This window comes from Sulfurimonas sp. (genome assembly GCF_041563495.1).
In the GTDB taxonomy this organism is placed as follows: Bacteria; Campylobacterota; Campylobacteria; order Campylobacterales; family Sulfurimonadaceae; genus Sulfurimonas.
This window is the reverse complement of the sequence record NZ_JBFFMZ010000008.1, coordinates 13,813-29,255: the sequence shown is the minus strand read 5'-3', so window position 1 is coordinate 29,255 and position 15,443 is coordinate 13,813. Positions and strand designations below refer to the sequence as shown.

The 15,443-nt window shown below is 35.6% G+C and carries 14 protein-coding genes; 12 read left to right on the top strand and 2 right to left on the bottom strand.

Annotation, left to right across the window (positions count from 1 at the left end; genetic code table 11):
- Window position 1: 1 nt before the first annotated feature.
- From ABYK18_RS09005 to ABYK18_RS08975, 7 genes are all read left to right on the top strand, one after another.
- Window positions 2–442 carry an FxsA family protein gene (locus ABYK18_RS09005; protein ID WP_373036339.1) on the top strand — a complete coding sequence of 147 codons (441 nt, stop codon included), beginning with the start codon at window positions 2–4 and terminating at the stop codon, window positions 440–442.
- Window positions 396–1,232, top strand: coding sequence for a DsbA family protein (locus ABYK18_RS09000; RefSeq protein ID WP_373036338.1), 837 nt, complete (start codon window positions 396–398; stop codon window positions 1,230–1,232). The genes ABYK18_RS09005 and ABYK18_RS09000 overlap by 47 nt, the downstream gene beginning before the upstream one ends.
- Before the next feature lie 3 nt (window positions 1,233–1,235).
- Entirely contained in the window at window positions 1,236–2,195 is a 960-nt protein-coding gene (gene hemC, locus ABYK18_RS08995) for a hydroxymethylbilane synthase (protein WP_373036337.1), read from the top strand.
- Window positions 2,196–2,235: 40 nt separating this feature from the next.
- Entirely contained in the window at window positions 2,236–4,050 is a 1,815-nt protein-coding gene (locus ABYK18_RS08990; protein WP_373036336.1) for a menaquinone biosynthesis decarboxylase, read from the top strand.
- A gap of 95 nt (window positions 4,051–4,145) precedes the next feature.
- Complete coding sequence (locus tag ABYK18_RS08985) at window positions 4,146–4,481, top strand: cytochrome C (protein WP_373036335.1); 336 nt, start codon at window positions 4,146–4,148, stop codon at window positions 4,479–4,481.
- 66 nt (window positions 4,482–4,547) lie between these two features.
- Window positions 4,548–5,927: an argininosuccinate lyase gene (gene argH / locus ABYK18_RS08980; protein ID WP_373036334.1), complete on the top strand. Its 1,380-nt coding sequence runs from the start codon at window positions 4,548–4,550 to the stop codon at window positions 5,925–5,927.
- A 4-nt stretch (window positions 5,928–5,931) separates the two neighbouring features.
- The gene (locus ABYK18_RS08975; RefSeq protein ID WP_373036333.1) at window positions 5,932–6,396 is read left to right on the top strand and encodes an OsmC family protein; all 465 of its coding nucleotides are present in this window, start codon (window positions 5,932–5,934) and stop codon (window positions 6,394–6,396) included.
- 54 nt (window positions 6,397–6,450) lie between these two features.
- Here the strand turns inward: ABYK18_RS08975 and ABYK18_RS08970 are convergent, their stop codons facing one another.
- Window positions 6,451–7,638, bottom strand: a complete 1,188-nt coding sequence (locus tag ABYK18_RS08970) for a murein transglycosylase domain-containing protein (protein ID WP_373036332.1) — start codon at window positions 7,636–7,638, stop codon at window positions 6,451–6,453.
- Between the two features lie 2 nt (window positions 7,639–7,640).
- Window positions 7,641–7,997: a histidine triad nucleotide-binding protein gene (locus ABYK18_RS08965; protein ID WP_373036331.1), complete on the bottom strand. Its 357-nt coding sequence runs from the start codon at window positions 7,995–7,997 to the stop codon at window positions 7,641–7,643.
- A 125-nt stretch (window positions 7,998–8,122) separates the two neighbouring features.
- Here ABYK18_RS08965 and pheS point away from each other — a divergent pair, with 125 nt between their 5' ends.
- The 5 genes from pheS (at window position 8,123) to ABYK18_RS08940 (ending at window position 15,442) form a co-directional block, all read left to right on the top strand.
- Window positions 8,123–9,127, top strand: a complete 1,005-nt coding sequence (gene pheS, locus ABYK18_RS08960; RefSeq protein WP_373036330.1) for a phenylalanine--tRNA ligase subunit alpha — start codon at window positions 8,123–8,125, stop codon at window positions 9,125–9,127.
- A complete protein-coding gene (pheT, locus tag ABYK18_RS08955) occupies window positions 9,124–11,457 on the top strand; it encodes a phenylalanine--tRNA ligase subunit beta (RefSeq protein ID WP_373036329.1) in 2,334 nt (777 codons plus the stop codon). Before pheS ends, pheT begins: the two co-directional genes overlap by 4 nt.
- Window positions 11,454–12,734, top strand: coding sequence for a 3-phosphoshikimate 1-carboxyvinyltransferase (aroA, locus tag ABYK18_RS08950; RefSeq protein WP_373036328.1), 1,281 nt, complete (start codon window positions 11,454–11,456; stop codon window positions 12,732–12,734). Before pheT ends, aroA begins: the two co-directional genes overlap by 4 nt.
- Before the next feature lie 115 nt (window positions 12,735–12,849).
- Complete coding sequence (locus tag ABYK18_RS08945; RefSeq protein WP_373036327.1) at window positions 12,850–13,683, top strand: 4-hydroxy-3-methylbut-2-enyl diphosphate reductase; 834 nt, start codon at window positions 12,850–12,852, stop codon at window positions 13,681–13,683.
- Between the two features lie 100 nt (window positions 13,684–13,783).
- Window positions 13,784–15,442: a 30S ribosomal protein S1 gene (locus tag ABYK18_RS08940; RefSeq protein WP_373036326.1), complete on the top strand. Its 1,659-nt coding sequence runs from the start codon at window positions 13,784–13,786 to the stop codon at window positions 15,440–15,442.
- The last annotated feature ends 1 nt before the right edge of the window (window position 15,443 follow it).

Below are 15,443 nucleotides of genomic sequence, written 5' to 3'. Positions count from 1 at the left end.
AATGATCTATTTTATAATATATCTGTTGCTGGAAGTTCTTGTATCCGTAAATATCTCATCTTCTATAGGTGGATTAGCAACATTTTTTGAAATACTCCTCAGTGCTTTTGTCGGCATATCTATTTTAATGAATTTTAGAACAACCCTTCTTCATAATATTACGGCAGTTTCTTATCATGCTATTGATCTCAATGAGTTTCAAAAGTTAAATCTTTTTACTATTATTGGCGCCATTTTACTTATAATCCCCGGTTTTTTGACAGATATAATAGGCATTCTGATGCAGTTTAGTGTTTTTACGAGCATGCTGGTTAACCGTTATAATGTAAAATCAAATATTCATAAAACAGATTATCGAGAAGAAAATAATCAAAAAAATATACAAAAGGATTCAGATGTCATTGATGTTGAAATTATTAGCGACAGCTCTACTACTAAGTAGCCTACTTGAAGCGACTACTACAGAAGCCGCTGTAGAAAAGTTTTTAGAAAAATCATTTTCTGAAAATCCAAAGATAACTAAGTTAAATGTGAAAGTTGAGCAGACAATTGCACTAGAAAAAGTTAAAGGTTGGAATGGCTACATAGTAAGTGTAAAAGCTACGGTTAAGGCCAAGAAAGGAAGCCGTGAGGTTAAACAAAAGTTGATTTGGTTCTCAAATGGAGAAACGATGTCACCGGACCTTATAGATATTGAAACGGGAGTCTCTTTCAAAGAGTCGGTTTCTCCGTCATTTGAACTAAAATATTATAAGAAAGAGAACCTGATTTATGGAAATGCAGATGCAAAGCATAGAGTAGCTATCTTTTCAGATCCACTTTGCCCGTTTTGCAGAAACTTTGTTCCAAAAGCTATAGAGACTATGAAAAAAGACCCGAAAAACTTTGCTATATACTATTATCATTATCCTCTTCCTTCTCTTCATCCGGCAGCGGTAGACCTTGTTAAAGCGGCAGTTGCAGCTGAACTTCAAGGTAAAAAAGACGTTATATTAAATCTATATAAAGTAAAAGTCGATCCAAGAGAAAAAGATGTCGAAAAAATACTTTCGGCATTTAATAAAATTATGAAAACGAATATTACACGTTTAGATTTAGAATCAAAAACCGTCTTGGAATATATAAAAAATGATTTAGAGATAGCAGAAGCATTGATGGTGAATGGAACTCCGACACTGTTTTTTGATGATAAATTAGATAAAACAAAAAAGAAATACGAAAAGGCTAACTAGAGAATGGAAAAATTAGTAATAGCAACAAGAGTCTCTGATTTAGCATTGTGGCAGGCATATCATATTAAAGATAGAGTAGAAGCGGCATATCCTGAGATCAGAGTTGAGTTAAACAAGATTGTAAGCAACGGGGACAAGGTTTTAGATAAACCATTGGCCTTGATTGGCGGTAAAGGTCATTTTACAAAAGAGCTTGAAGACGAAATGTTAGCTGGAAATGCCGACTTGGCAGTTCATAGCTTAAAAGATGTTCCTACATATATTCCTGAGGGTTTAGAGTTAGTAGCCGTAACCCAACGACAAGACCAAAGTGATGTGTTCTTGTCTCATAAATATGTGAGTCTTGAAGAGTTACCACAAGGTGCAGTTGTAGGTACTACAAGTTTAAGAAGAAGAATGCAGCTTTTAAAGAAGCGACCTGACTTAAAAGTTAAAGATTTAAGAGGCAATGTAAACACAAGACTCAGAAAGCTTGCAGAAGGTCAATATGACGCGATTATACTGGCATTTATCGGTCTAAGCAGACTAGATTTACTTAAAGATATCCCATATACTCAAAAGTTATCACTTGATATGATGATACCTCCGATGGGACAGGCTGCTCTTGGCATAGAGATAGTTACAGGTAATGATAAAGTAAGAGAGATAGCCGAGAGTTTAAAAGATGAAAAAACATTTATCTGTACTCAGATTGAGAGAGATTTTATCTCCAAAATTGGAGCAGGATGTTCAGCACCTGTAGCTTGTAATGCAGTTATAGATAATGATATTGTTACCTTTAGAACTATGATAGGTTTTCCTGATGGAACAAATGTGATGCAAGAAAAAATAGTTAAAGAAATTGCTCAAAGTGATAGTCTTGGATTTGAGATGGCCGAACTTATGATAAATAACGGTGCCTTAGAACTATTAAGAAAAGCGGAAGATTCAGCATTTAAAGAAGAGATGCCACAAAGATTATAATAATTGCACGCACTTGAAAAATAATGGAAGATAAATAAATATGAAAAAAACTATAGATTTACTAAAAAAAAATGATGAACTTAGGGTTATTGATGATGAACTAGATGTATATCTTGAAATTCCTCATCTTGCATACGCAGAAATAAAGAAAAAAAATGGCGGTAAGGCAATCCTTTTTACAAATGTAGTAGATAAAAAGAATGCTCAAAAATTTGATGAACCTGTGCTTATGAATGTATTTGGCTCATATAAACGTTGTGAGCTTCTTTTTGGTCGTACGATAGAATCAGTTGCTGATGAGATTACTAAACTTCTCCATATGAAGCCTCCTGCAGGTTTTATGGATAAAATATCAATGGCTAGTGAACTGTTTGCACTCAAAAATATCTTTCCAAAACGCTTAAAAGGAAGTGGTGCTTGTCAGGAGATTATATATTTAAATGAAGATATAGATCTCTCAAAACTACCGGTTTTAACTACTTGGGAACAAGACGGCGGTCCATTTATTACCATGGGACAGGTTTATACCCAGAGTTTAGATGGGGAGATGGTAAATCTTGGGATGTACAGACTTCAAGTCTATGACAAAGATCATTTAGGTATGCATTGGCAGATTCATAAAGATTCTTCACACTTTTTTGACCAATACCAAAAAGCAGGCAAGAAGATGCCGGTTAGTGTTGCTATAGGTGGTAATCCTTTATATACTTGGTGTGCCACCGCTCCACTTCCTTATGGAGTAAATGAACTTTTAATGTATGGACTTATCAAAAAACAGCCCGCAAAACTGGTCAAGTCATTAACAACTCCACTATACATTCCTGCTGATGTCGATTATGTGATTGAAGGTTGGGTAGACCCGGAGGAGATGAGAATAGAAGGGCCTTTTGGTGATCATACAGGTTATTATACGCTTGAAGAACCATATCCTGTAATGCAAGTTAGTGCTATAACTACTAGAAAAAATCCTACATTCTTAGCTACCGTTGTCGGTAAACCGCCTTTAGAAGACAAGTATATGGGTTGGGCGACAGGTAAGATTTTCTTTCCACTATTAAAGACTACCGTTCCTGATTTAATTGATTATCATATGCCTGAAAATGCAGGTTTTCATAACCTTATATTAGCAAAGATGCAACCACACTATAAAGGACATGCAAAACAATTCATGCATGCTTTTTGGGGTGCAGGACAGATGAGTTTTGTAAAGCATGCAATTTTCTTGGATGAAAATGCTCCTAAACTTGATAATTATGAAGCACTTACTTCTTATGTGTTAGACAGATTCGCTCCAAAATCTCTTTTTATATCTGAAGGTATTTTAGATGCACTTGATCACTCTTCACCGGAAAGCCTTGTCGGTGGTAAATTAGGAATTGATGCTACGGCAGCTTACAAGGTGGAAGCTCCTCAGCTTTTAGGTGATGAAGAACTGCTTCAGAGAATTCAGGAACTGATTCCGGAAGCAACTGGTGTGCATCAGTATATGAGACGAACTAAAAATCCTGTTACTGTGATCAGTGTTAATAAGAGTAAAAATGCCAAAGAGTATTTTGATGTACTTGTTGATTTGAGCACAAATATTAGAATAGTTATATTTGTAGATGACCACAAAAATGACATAATGAACCCATATATGTTAATCTGGCGTGTTACAAACAATATGGATGCACAAAGAGATGTATTTATATCAGGTTTAATGGTCGGAGTTGACGGTACAAACAAGACTGCTTTAGATGGTTTCACTCGAGAATGGCCGGATGATGTAGACTGTACTAAAGAAGTAGTAGATGAGTTAAAGAAAAAAGGTTTATGGGACCTGGATGAGAAGTTATATGAAGAGTTTCAATTATAACTGATTTCATTACATAATTGTGATTTTAATTATTTATAAGGTTAATATAATATTTTCTAATGTACTATGGGAGATAATTATTTTGAGGTTTATTAATGAATAAAATTTTTCTTTTGTTTATTGCTTTTTTTATCTTAAGCATATCTTCTTTGGACGCCGCCGTCTATAAAGGTCAGAAGATTTTTGTAAAAAAATGTGTTAAATGTCATGATGAAGGACAAGCATTTATTGCAAAGAAAAAAATTAGACAATGGAATAAAATAATGAAACAAAAGGGTAAGCCTTTAGCTGATTTGCATCTAAGAAGCTCCAAAGCTGAAAATTCATGGAACTATTTTGAAAGTAAAAAATACTATAGAGACTCAAAACATCTTAAGCAGTTTTTAGTTGAATATGCTAAAGACAGCGGTAATGTACCGGCTTGTAATTAATCCGTAAACTCCTCTTTAAACAACTTTAGATAAAATACCAAACTTTTTACAATCGGAGATATTTTTATGGATAAAATGTGGTCAGGTCGCTTTTCAGCGAGTGCTTCAAGTTTATTAGATGAGTTTAACGCTTCAATCATGTATGACAGAAAATTATACAAAGAAGATATTGAAGGTTCTTTAGCTCATGCTGCAATGCTTGCAAAACAAGAGATTTTAACCAATGAAGAACTTCGTCAAATCACTGAGGGCTTAAACCAGGTCTTGACTGAGATTGAATCAGGCGAATTTGTATGGAATATTCATGATGAAGATCTGCATATGGGTATTGAAAAACGTCTGACTGCTATTATTGGCGATGCAGGTAAAAAACTACATACTGCCAGAAGCAGAAATGATCAAGTTGCTGTTGATTTTCGCCGCTGGGTTTTAAAAAGAAACCTTGATATAGTAGATGCTCTTAAGCTTTTAATGAAAGAGATTTTAGTTGTAGCCGAGCAACATACAGAGACTTTAATACCGGGTATGACACACCTTCAACATGCACAACCGACTAACTTCGGTTTTCATTTAGCTGCTTATCTTTCTATGTTTAAACGGGATATTGCCAGATTTGAAGACTCATATAAAAGAAATAATATCTCTCCTCTTGGCTGTGCCGCATTGGCTGGAACTCCACATAATATTGACAGAGATATGAGTGCAGAGATCCTTGGTTTTGACAGTGTCAGTGTTAACTGTTTGGATACTGTAAGTGACAGAGACTTCGCTTTAGAGATTTTGTTTAATATTTCAACTATGATGATGCATATTTCAAGACTTAGTGAAGAGCTTGTTATGTGGTCAAGTTATGAGTTTGGCTTTGTAGAACTAAGTGATGAATACTCTACAGGTTCATCAATCATGCCTCAAAAGAAAAACCCTGATGTACCGGAACTTCTTCGTGGTAAAACAGGTCGTGTTTATGGCTCATTGATGGGACTCTTAACTGTTATGAAAGGTCTTCCATTAGCATATAACAAAGATACTCAAGAAGATAAAGAGGGTGTTTTTGATGCAGTAGAGACTGCACAAATATCTTTGGAGATTTTAAAAGAAGCTATCAAGACCATGGAAGTTAAAGCTCACAATATGCGTGCTGCTTGTTCAGTCGGACACCTTGCTGCCACCGATTTAGCTGATTATTTGGTTGAGAAATGCGGTATCCCATTTAGAGAGGCTCATTTCATCACAGGTCATGCAGTTGCTAAGAGTGAAGAGTTGAAAATTGATCTAAGTGATATGGAATTTAAATATCTAAAAGAGATTGATCCAAGAATAAAAGAAGACGTATTAGAATTCTTAGTTCTGAAAAATTCAATGAATGCCAGAAAATCAGCAGGCGGTACTGCAACTGTTAGAACAAAAGAGCAGTTGGAAGAATTTAAAACTTTTTTAGAAGGCTAAATAGATGAAAGTAAGTGTTTCTCATCAAGAAGGTATGAAATTTGAAGCTAAAACTTCAAAAAGCAGTTTTATAATTGATTGTCCAGTTATCTCTCCAATTGAGTATTTTTTAGCAGGTATTATTACATGCAGTGCAACAGATATAGTTTTGATTCCAAAAAATCAAGATAAAACTGTTACGGATTTAGTTGTAGACGGTGAAGTCGCAAGAAATGAATCTCACCCGTGCAAGTTTAATACTTTGCATCTGACATACAGTTTTAATTCAGACGGTGATGATACGATGGCAGCTCGCTGGGTTATGGCATCTCTTGAGACTTACTGCTCGACTATAAATACTATTCGTGATTCCACGGCTATCTCTTACTCTATTACGCATAACGGTAAGCTTATTCGTGAAAATGAGAAGATGATCTCAGGCGGAGGCTCAAACATAGATATGGGTGAGATAGAAAGCTGCCCGTCTTAATCTAATAATTTTACTCTCTATGTTCCAAAAATTACTTTGGAACATATTCTTCGATTAACTTCCATAAAGTCTATAGTATGCACCCATTCTTTTAGAAACTTTTGTCAAATAATGTTTGGGTTCATCATATCTTAAATCTCTCAGTAGCTTGTTGTACACCTCTTTGGGTGATTTTGTATTTATCATAGGGGCTGCATTTTTCATATTGTAATTTCTAGTAAAAGCCCATGCAATATTCCCGGCTCCGGTATTATATGCCGCTATCGTGCAGTAGAGTCTGCTGTCTAAATTTTTAACATCTTTTAGATACTTGTAATAGAGTATATGCAGATAAGCAGTTCCCATCTTTATGTTGTTGGCACTGTTGTATAGATAATTACCAGAAACCAGCTTTTTCTTTTTGTATAGATACATATATGTGTCCATTCCGGCTGTTCTTGGAACTATCTGCATTAATCCATAAGCCGGGATATGAGACCTTGCTCTTGGATTAAAACTACTCTCAGTGTGCATTACCGCAAATACAAGTGCCATTGGAAGTCGTTGTTTCTCAGCATTCTTTTTTACTTCGTTATAGTAAATCTTGGATCTTTTAATCATAGTGTCTTTTGGCAGGGCAACGTTTAGTGAATAGATTTTTTTGTGTTTTACTTTTGTAGAATCTTCTGCTTTTATATTTTCTAATGATACATACTTGTCAACATATGCTTTTACACTCTCTTTTGTCGGTTTATCTTTAAAAACTATGGTAGACAGGATTGGTTCCGGTTCAACATTATCATCGATTACACCTTGCGGTTTTTTGATTTTTGCAAGTTTTTGTTCCAGAGGGTCTGTCTCTTGAACAGTCTTTGTATCTACGGTAACAGCTTTTGCAAGTGCTGTTTGAAGTTTTCGTTTTGCTTCTTGCGGAGATGAAGCTATAGTCTCTATAGTGATTGTCTCTTTTGAAAAATCAACATTAGTTCTGGTTTTTTTGTCTTTTGTATAAGATACCCACTCTTTTTTAGTTGATGTTTTCGGTTCATCCCAAAAAACACCAAGCTCTTTTTTGTAGGCTTTATAAGCTTTATCTTGTTCTTTCAGGTAGGTGTCAAACTCTTCTTCCTGACTCTTTTTATAGATGCCAAACTGCTTTTTTTCTTTGTTAAAGCCTTGCATCTGTTGGTTTTTAAAATCCTGAGCGCTCTGTGCTGCTAAGGTAGAAACAACACATGCGACAATCAGTATATATTTATGCATTTTTAAAAATGACCTTGAGGATCAGCATCACTGAAGTGCCCCCATTTCAGTTTTGCACCGCCAAGTACGTGAAAGTGTAAATGTTTAACTTCCTGACCGCCGTTGTCTCCGATATTTGTGATTACTCTATAGCCGCTATTTTCTATTTTTACTTCCTGTGCTATCTTTTGAATAAACTCTGTCATATTTGCCATCATATCACTGCTGACTTCATTAAAACTATCAATATGCACTTTTGGTATTGCTAATATATGGACCGGAGCCTTTGGATTGATATCATGAAATGCAATAAAATTATCATCTTCTAGAATAATATTTGAGGGTATCTCTTTGTTTACGATTTTACAAAATAAACACATTTTTTTTCCTTTTGTATTGTGGTTAATGGGTAAATTATAACACATAAATTGATAAATGAAGCTATATATAAATTATATTTGACTATAATCTATTTTAAAATTTAAGAGGGTGAAGCCCTGTAATTATGGAGACTCTATTGAAAGAGTGGTATAACAAAATAAAAGAAGCGCAGAGTGTTGAAAGTCTCGAAGAGATTCGCATTTGTGTGTTTGGAAAAAAAGGTGTTCTTGCAGCAGAATTTGCGAAGATGAAGACAGCGCCTGATGAAGAAAAATCAAAGATTGCCAAAGATTTAAATACTCACAAAAATTCACTTATGAATGAGATGACTGCAAGAAAAGTAATTTTGCAGACACAAGAATTAAAAGAGGCAATGAAAGCTGAAGCCATAGATGTGTCTATGTTCAGCACAAGTTCTGAAGCCGGTGCCCTGCATCCTGTAATGGAGACAATGGACAGAATTGTCGAGTATTTTTCTTCAATGAACTTTGCCGTTAAAACAGGTGATATGGTAGAAGATGATTTTAACAATTTTGAAGCGCTAAATCTGCCTAAATACCATCCTGCAAGAGATATGCAGGATACTTTTTACTTTAAAGATGAAATGCTTTTAAGAACACATACGTCCCCGGTTCAGATTAGAACTATGATGAGCCATAAGCCTCCTATTCGCATGATAGCTCCTGGTGCTGTATTTCGCCGTGACTATGACCTTACTCATACTCCGATGTTTCATCAGGTTGAAGGACTTTTAGTCGATGATGAAGGAACGGTTTCTTTTGCAAACTTGAAGTATATATTAGAAGATTTTTTAAAGTATATGTTTGGTGATGTAGATGTACGTTTCCGTCCATCTTTTTTCCCGTTTACTGAACCGTCGGCAGAAGTAGATATATCTTGTGTGTTTTGTAAAGGTGAAGGCTGTAGAGTATGTTCTAAAACTGGCTGGCTGGAAGTTTTAGGATGCGGAATTGTAGATCCAAATGTTTTTGAGGCAGTCAATTATAAAGATGTCAGCGGATATGCTTTTGGTTTAGGAGTTGAGAGATTTGCGATGTTAATTCATCATATTGGAGATCTTCGTTCACTGTTCGAGGGAGATATTAAGTTGCTGGAGCAGTTTCAATGATAGTTACAAGAAGTTGGTTAAATGAGTGGATTGACCTAAGCGGAATCTCTACAGAGGACTTAGCAAAAACATTTAATGCAATAGGTTTGGAAGTCGACCGTACACATAGTTATGAGATTCCTAAAAAAATAATTGTAGGTAAAGTTTTAGAGTGCGAAAAACATCCTGATGCAGATAAGTTGAACGTTTGTAAAGTAGATATCGGAACAAGTATTCGTCAGATTGTTTGCGGTGCTTCAAATGTTAGAGAAGGCTTGGATGTAGTAGTTGCAACAATCGGTGCCGTGATGCCAAGCGGTGTAGTTATAAAACCTGTAAAACTTCGTGGTGTCGAGTCTGAAGGCATGATTTGTTCTGCAAGTGAGATTGGTCTTGAAGATTGTCAAAAGGGTATTATAGAACTAGACAGCAGCATCGGAAAATACGAGCTTGGTCAAGAAGTTTATACATTAGATGCATTTAGCGATGATTTAATAGAGATAGAACTGACTGCAAACCGTGGAGATTGTTTAAGTATCAGAGGTGTTGCAAGAGACCTAAGTGCCGCATACGATAGACCTTTAAAAGAGACAAACATCAATGAAGATGAAGACAGAAGAGTCGGAATAGGACGAATACTGAGTCTTTCTCACGAAAATCATTTAGATGTCAATTTGCGCTACAGAGCGGTTGATTTAAAAGATTTACAACTTCCGTTTATAGTAAAGCTTAGACTTGCTCAAATAGAAGACACCAGAGAGACTGATATAGAGGCTTTAATGCTTTATGTAACTCATAGCAGCGGTGTAATATTAAGAGCTTATAATTATGGTTTCTTCTGCGCAGAAAATGAGACTATGGCAAAAGTTGAACTTAAAAAAGATGATAACGGATATGCTTCTATTATGTCTCATGAAAAAGCTTCAACTGTAGGAATCATTCAAGAAGAAGCTTCTAAAGTGACTTATGATGAAGGAACCGTACTTATTGAAGCCAGTTACATTCCACCGGATATTATCTCTAAGAAAATGCAAGAGTCTAAAATGGAAGCAGGACCGATGTATTACAGAACATCAAGAGGAAGTGAGCCTGAGTTAAATCAAGGACTTGATTTCTGTTTGAACCTTATAGAGTCAAACTCTAACTCATCTGTTTTTGGCGGTACTATAGAGCTTTGTGACTCTTATGAAGATAAAATAGTAAGTGTTACTAAAAAAGAGATTGATGAGATTATCGGTGCAGAGATAGATAAAGTCAAAATAACCAAGATCTTAAGAAATCTAGGTTTTGGAACTACTAAATCATCTTCGGAAAACTTTGTAATTTCCGTACCTAGGTTCCGTCACGACATAACTAATAGACAAGATATTGTCGAAGAGATTGTTCGTCTTGTGGGAATAGATAATATTTCATCAAAACCTTTTATTTTTGCGGAAGAATCTAAGTTACAAGATGATTATTTTGCATATAAAAAAAGAAGCATATACAGACATAAAGCGGCACAAAGCGGCTTTTTTGAAAACGTAGCCTTTGTATTTGATGAAAAAAAGGTTCTTGTTGAGTATGGATTTGAAACAATTAATGAAGATTTAGAGCTTTTAAACCCGATTGTGAATACGCTTGACACTTTAAGACCGACTTTACTGACTGGTCTTTTAAAAGCTGCATCTCAAAATGTTAAAAACGGAATTGCTTCAGTTAAACTTTTTGAAGTCGGTTCTGTATTTAGTCCTTTACGAGAAGAATCTTTGAAGATGGCTTTTCTATTCAGCGGAGATGCTCAAAAAGAAAATCTTTCAAATGCCGGTAAACCGCATAAAGTTGATTTTGCACTATTTACGCAGAAGATTTCTGATATCATAGGTGAGTTTGAACTTCGTCAATATGAGACTTCACATTTACTTTCTCATAATTATCAAAGTGCTGAGCTGCTACAAAACGGTGAAGTTATAGGAGAGTTGTTCCGCGTGCATCCAAATGTAGAAGAGAGTTATAACCTTGAAGCAACATTTGTTTGTGAACTTGATTTTGTAAAGCTTCCATATGGACTGAAAACAGCAAAAAAATCATCAAAATATCAGGCTTCTTTTAGAGATTTAAGTGTCATCATGCCAAAAGATATGAGTTATGAAACAGTTAAAAACGTAATACAGGCATCCGCAACTGATGAACTCATAAGATTTTATCCGGTTGATAAATACAGTGATGAAACGCTAGGTGAAAATATGAGTCTGTCTATTCGTTTTATGCTTCAGTCAAATGAAAAAACTCTTGAAGAAGAGGATATCACTTCATCAATGGATGCTATTTTAGAAGCACTTAAAAATGAACTGGGAATTGGTCTGAGATGAGCAGGGTAGAAGTAAGCAAAGCAGATAAATTTTCTTTGAAACTAAAAGAAATAGCTCCGGATAAATCTATCTCGCACCGTAGTGCTATGTTTGCTATGCTTGGCTCAGGTACCAGTGAAATTAAAAACTTTTTAAGAGCTGAAGACACGCTAAATTCATTGGAGATTGTAAAAAATCTCGGTGCCACAGTTGAAGATGACGGAGAGACTATCAGAATTTCTTCCGATGGTATAAAAGAGCCGTTTGAGATTCTTGACTGCGGTAACTCAGGAACAGGCATAAGACTCTTCTGCGGACTGCTTAGTTCGGCTGAGGGTCACTTTGTCTTAACAGGTGATAAGTACCTTCGCAAACGTCCGATGAAACGTGTGACAAATCCTCTTCGTGAGATAGGTGCGGTGATTGACGGAAGAGAAGATTCAAACTTGGCACCGCTTAGCATCCGTGGAGCTTCTCTTAAAGCATTTGATTATGAGAGCAAGATAGCATCTGCACAGGTCAAATCTTGTATGCTTTTAGCAGCCCTAAGAGCTGATGGCGTATGTTCATACACTGAACCAGAACTCTCCCGTGACCATACAGAGAGAATGCTAAAAGGAATGGGTGCAGATATAGTAGTTGATGGGCTCAAAACAACGATCAAACCTATGAAAGAGCTTCTATCACCTCTTAGCATAAGAGTACCTGCTGACCCGTCCAGTGCATTTTTCTTTGCCGTGGCGGCGGCTATTACACCTGATTCTGACATTGTTTTAGAAGGTGTAACACTTAATCCGACTAGAATAGAAGCATTTAAAGCATTAGAAAGAATGGGTGCAGATATCAGCTATGAGATGACGGACAACAGATATGAGCCCATCGGAGATATTCATGTTAAGTATGCTCCACTTCACGGCATTACCGTAGAAGATAATATCTCTTGGCTTATAGATGAACTTCCGGCCCTTTCAATTGCTTTTGCATGTGCGACAGGTGAGTCAATTGTTAAAAATGCCGAGGAACTTCGCGTAAAAGAGAGTGACAGAATTTCTACAGTTGTAGAAGGACTTCGTGCGGCAGGTATAGAAGTTCATGAGTATAAAGATGGATACAGAGTAATGGGCGGCGAATTAAAATGCGCTACGGTTGACAGTGACGGTGACCACAGAATAGCTATGAGTTTTATAATAGCAGGTCTCAGATGTGGTATGAATGTAACTGACTTAGACTGTATAAACACATCATTTCCAAACTTTTTTGAATTACTGCAAAAAATTACAAAGATAGAGTTTAAGTAAGGTATTTACTTGGCAAATTATAAAAATAAATAAAACAGCCTCTCGCCAATAGGCGTAGCTTGAGTGAGAGGAATTTATCAAAGAATTCACTTCTTTGGTAAAGGAGACAAATATAATGCATATAGAGCTTGCTGAGAATTATGGATTTTGTTTTGGAGTTAAAAGAGCCATTAAAATAGCAGAAGAGAATAAAGACTCTGCTACTTACGGTCCTTTAATCCATAATTCTAAAGAGATAGAGCGTTTAGAAAAAGACTATAAAGTAGGTCTCACAGACGACCATAAAAGTTTTAAATCAGGTGAAAAAGCTATAGTAAGAACTCACGGAATCCCTAAAGGTGAGTTACAAGAGCTAAAAGACAATAGTGTTGATGTGGTAGATGCTACGTGTCCTTATGTAACTAAACCACAGCAAATTTGTCAAGAGATGAGTGAAGCAGGTTATGACATAGTTATTTTCGGAGATGAAGCACATCCTGAAATAAAAGGTGTTAAAAGTTACGCTACTTATGGAGCAACGGTTGTTACTTCTCCTGAAGATTTAGAGGATCTAAAACTTAAAGACAGGGTTGCTCTTGTTGCTCAAACAACAAGAAAAGTCGAAGATTATATGAAAGTAGCTAATTATCTTATACCCAGACACAAAGAAGTCAGAGTTTTTAACACTATATGTAATGCTACTTTTGAAAATCAAGAAGCTGTAAGAAAGATTTCTAAAAAAGCTGATGTGATGATTATTATCGGCGGAAAAAACTCATCGAATACCAAGCAATTATTTAGCATTTCAGATGATTATTGTCAAAACAGTTATCATATAGAAGATGAAAATGATTTAAACTATGATTGGTTTAAAGGTAAAAAATTCTGCGGCATAAGCGCCGGAGCTTCTACTCCTGACTGGATTATTCAAAATGTAGTCGATTCTATACAAAAGAATGTTAATAAATAATTTTTTTATTGGCATTTTTTCATATCTACTCTCAAATTAATGGTAAAATAATCAATATTTAGATACAATCACGCAATTTTTATGTAACAGAGGATAGGTAATGGCGTTCGATAACGAATCATTTGAAGAAGAAGAAAATTTTGCAGAAATGTTTGCTGCAACAGAAAAGCAGCAGGAATCAAGTCGCATCGTAGAGGGTGAGATTGTTGAGATTCAAGCAGACGAGAACAGAGCATTAGTTGGTGTTGGCGATAAGCTAGAAGGTATTATCAACCTTGATGAGATCCGTGGTGAAGACGGTGAATTGATGTTTAATGCCGGCGATAAAATTAAAGTAATGGTTATGGGATACTACAATGAGCGTCCTAAGATCTCTTACAAAAAAGTTTTAGAGCAACAAAAGACTATTGACTTTATTGATGCACACAAAGAAGATTTTGAAGAAGTAATTATCGAAGGTGTTATCACTAAGAAAAATCGTGGTGGATATGTGGTAGAAGCAGATGATGTTGCTTTCTTTATGCCTCGTTCACTAGCTGCTTTTAAAGATGGAGACGATGTAGTAGGTCGTAAAATCAAAGCTCAAGTTGTTAAGGTTGATGCTGCAGAGAACTCAATCGTAGTTTCTCGTCGTAAATTGTTTAACGAAGAAAGAAAGAAAAAGAAAGAAATCATTGACAAACTTATGGAAGATGATGTTATTGTTGAAGGTACTATCAAGAAAATCACTAGCTACGGTATGTTTGTAGATGTTGGTGGTGTTGATGGTTTAGTACACTATAACGAAATCAGCTATAAAGGTCCGGTTAACCCGTCAAAACTTTACAAAGAGGGTGATGTTGTAACTGTTAAAGCTATCTCTTATGATAAAGATAAAAGACATCTTTCATTATCTATAAAGGCTGTTCAACCAGACCCATGGGCAGAAGTTGAAAGTGAATTGGATGAAGGTGATACAATCACGGTAACTGTTTCAAATATTGAAGCTTACGGTGTATTTGTTGACCTTGGAAATGATATAGAAGGTTTCTTACATATCTCAGAAATCACTTGGGACAAAAATGTTAAAAATCCTAATGACTACTTAACTGTAGGTCAAGAAATAGATGTTGAAGTTATAGAAATCAATTCAAAAACTCATAAACTTCGTGTTTCATTAAAAAGGCTTTTACCAAAACCATTTGATGAGTTTGTTAAAAATTATAAAGAGGGTGATGTAGTAACAGGTACAGTTACATCTCTTACTGATTTTGGTGCGTTTGTTCGTGTCGGTTCAGTTGAAGGTTTATTACATAATCAAGATATCTCTTGGGATAAAAATGTTAAATGTAAAGATGTTTTAAAATCAGGTGAAGAAGTTGAAGTTAAAATAGCAAAAATCAATGCCGAAGATCAAAAAATATCTTTAAACCGCAAAACTCTTTTAGAGTCTCCTATAGATAAATTTGCTACAAGCCACAAGGTAAATACTGTAGTAACAGGAACTATCCGTGACATCAAAGATTTCGGTGTATTCGTATCTTTAGAAGATGGTGTTGACGCACTTATCCGTGATGAAGATCTTGCTCCATTGGTAAAAGAAGAGTTAGAACCAGGTCAAGAGATTGAAGCTGCTATAGCTGTAATTGATACTCGTAGAGATCGTATCCGTTTATCTGTTAAAAAATTAGACTATATTAAAAATCAAGCGCTACTAGAAGAGATCAATGACACTTCATCAAACTCGTTAGGTGATTTGATAAAAGACAAATTCCAATAAG

Bases quoted from the DNA above. Each gene is read 5' to 3' on its own strand.
- ABYK18_RS08985 (WP_373036335.1), top strand. From the start codon at position 4,146: ATGAATAAAATTTTTCTTTTGTTTATTGCTTTTTTTATCTTAAGCATA.
- ABYK18_RS08970 (WP_373036332.1), bottom strand. From the start codon at position 7,638: ATGCATAAATATATACTGATTGTCGCATGTGTTGTTTCTACCTTAGCA.
- ABYK18_RS08940 (WP_373036326.1), top strand. From the start codon at position 13,784: ATGGCGTTCGATAACGAATCATTTGAAGAAGAAGAAAATTTTGCAGAA.
- pheS (WP_373036330.1), top strand. From the start codon at position 8,123: ATGGAGACTCTATTGAAAGAGTGGTATAACAAAATAAAAGAAGCGCAG.
- aroA (WP_373036328.1), top strand. From the start codon at position 11,454: ATGAGCAGGGTAGAAGTAAGCAAAGCAGATAAATTTTCTTTGAAACTA.
- ABYK18_RS09000 (WP_373036338.1), top strand. From the start codon at position 396: ATGTCATTGATGTTGAAATTATTAGCGACAGCTCTACTACTAAGTAGC.
- ABYK18_RS08990 (WP_373036336.1), top strand. From the start codon at position 2,236: ATGAAAAAAACTATAGATTTACTAAAAAAAAATGATGAACTTAGGGTT.
- argH (WP_373036334.1), top strand. From the start codon at position 4,548: ATGGATAAAATGTGGTCAGGTCGCTTTTCAGCGAGTGCTTCAAGTTTA.
- ABYK18_RS09005 (WP_373036339.1), top strand. From the start codon at position 2: ATGATCTATTTTATAATATATCTGTTGCTGGAAGTTCTTGTATCCGTA.
- hemC (WP_373036337.1), top strand. From the start codon at position 1,236: ATGGAAAAATTAGTAATAGCAACAAGAGTCTCTGATTTAGCATTGTGG.
- pheT (WP_373036329.1), top strand. From the start codon at position 9,124: ATGATAGTTACAAGAAGTTGGTTAAATGAGTGGATTGACCTAAGCGGA.
- ABYK18_RS08945 (WP_373036327.1), top strand. From the start codon at position 12,850: ATGCATATAGAGCTTGCTGAGAATTATGGATTTTGTTTTGGAGTTAAA.
- ABYK18_RS08965 (WP_373036331.1), bottom strand. From the start codon at position 7,997: ATGTGTTTATTTTGTAAAATCGTAAACAAAGAGATACCCTCAAATATT.
- ABYK18_RS08975 (WP_373036333.1), top strand. From the start codon at position 5,932: ATGAAAGTAAGTGTTTCTCATCAAGAAGGTATGAAATTTGAAGCTAAA.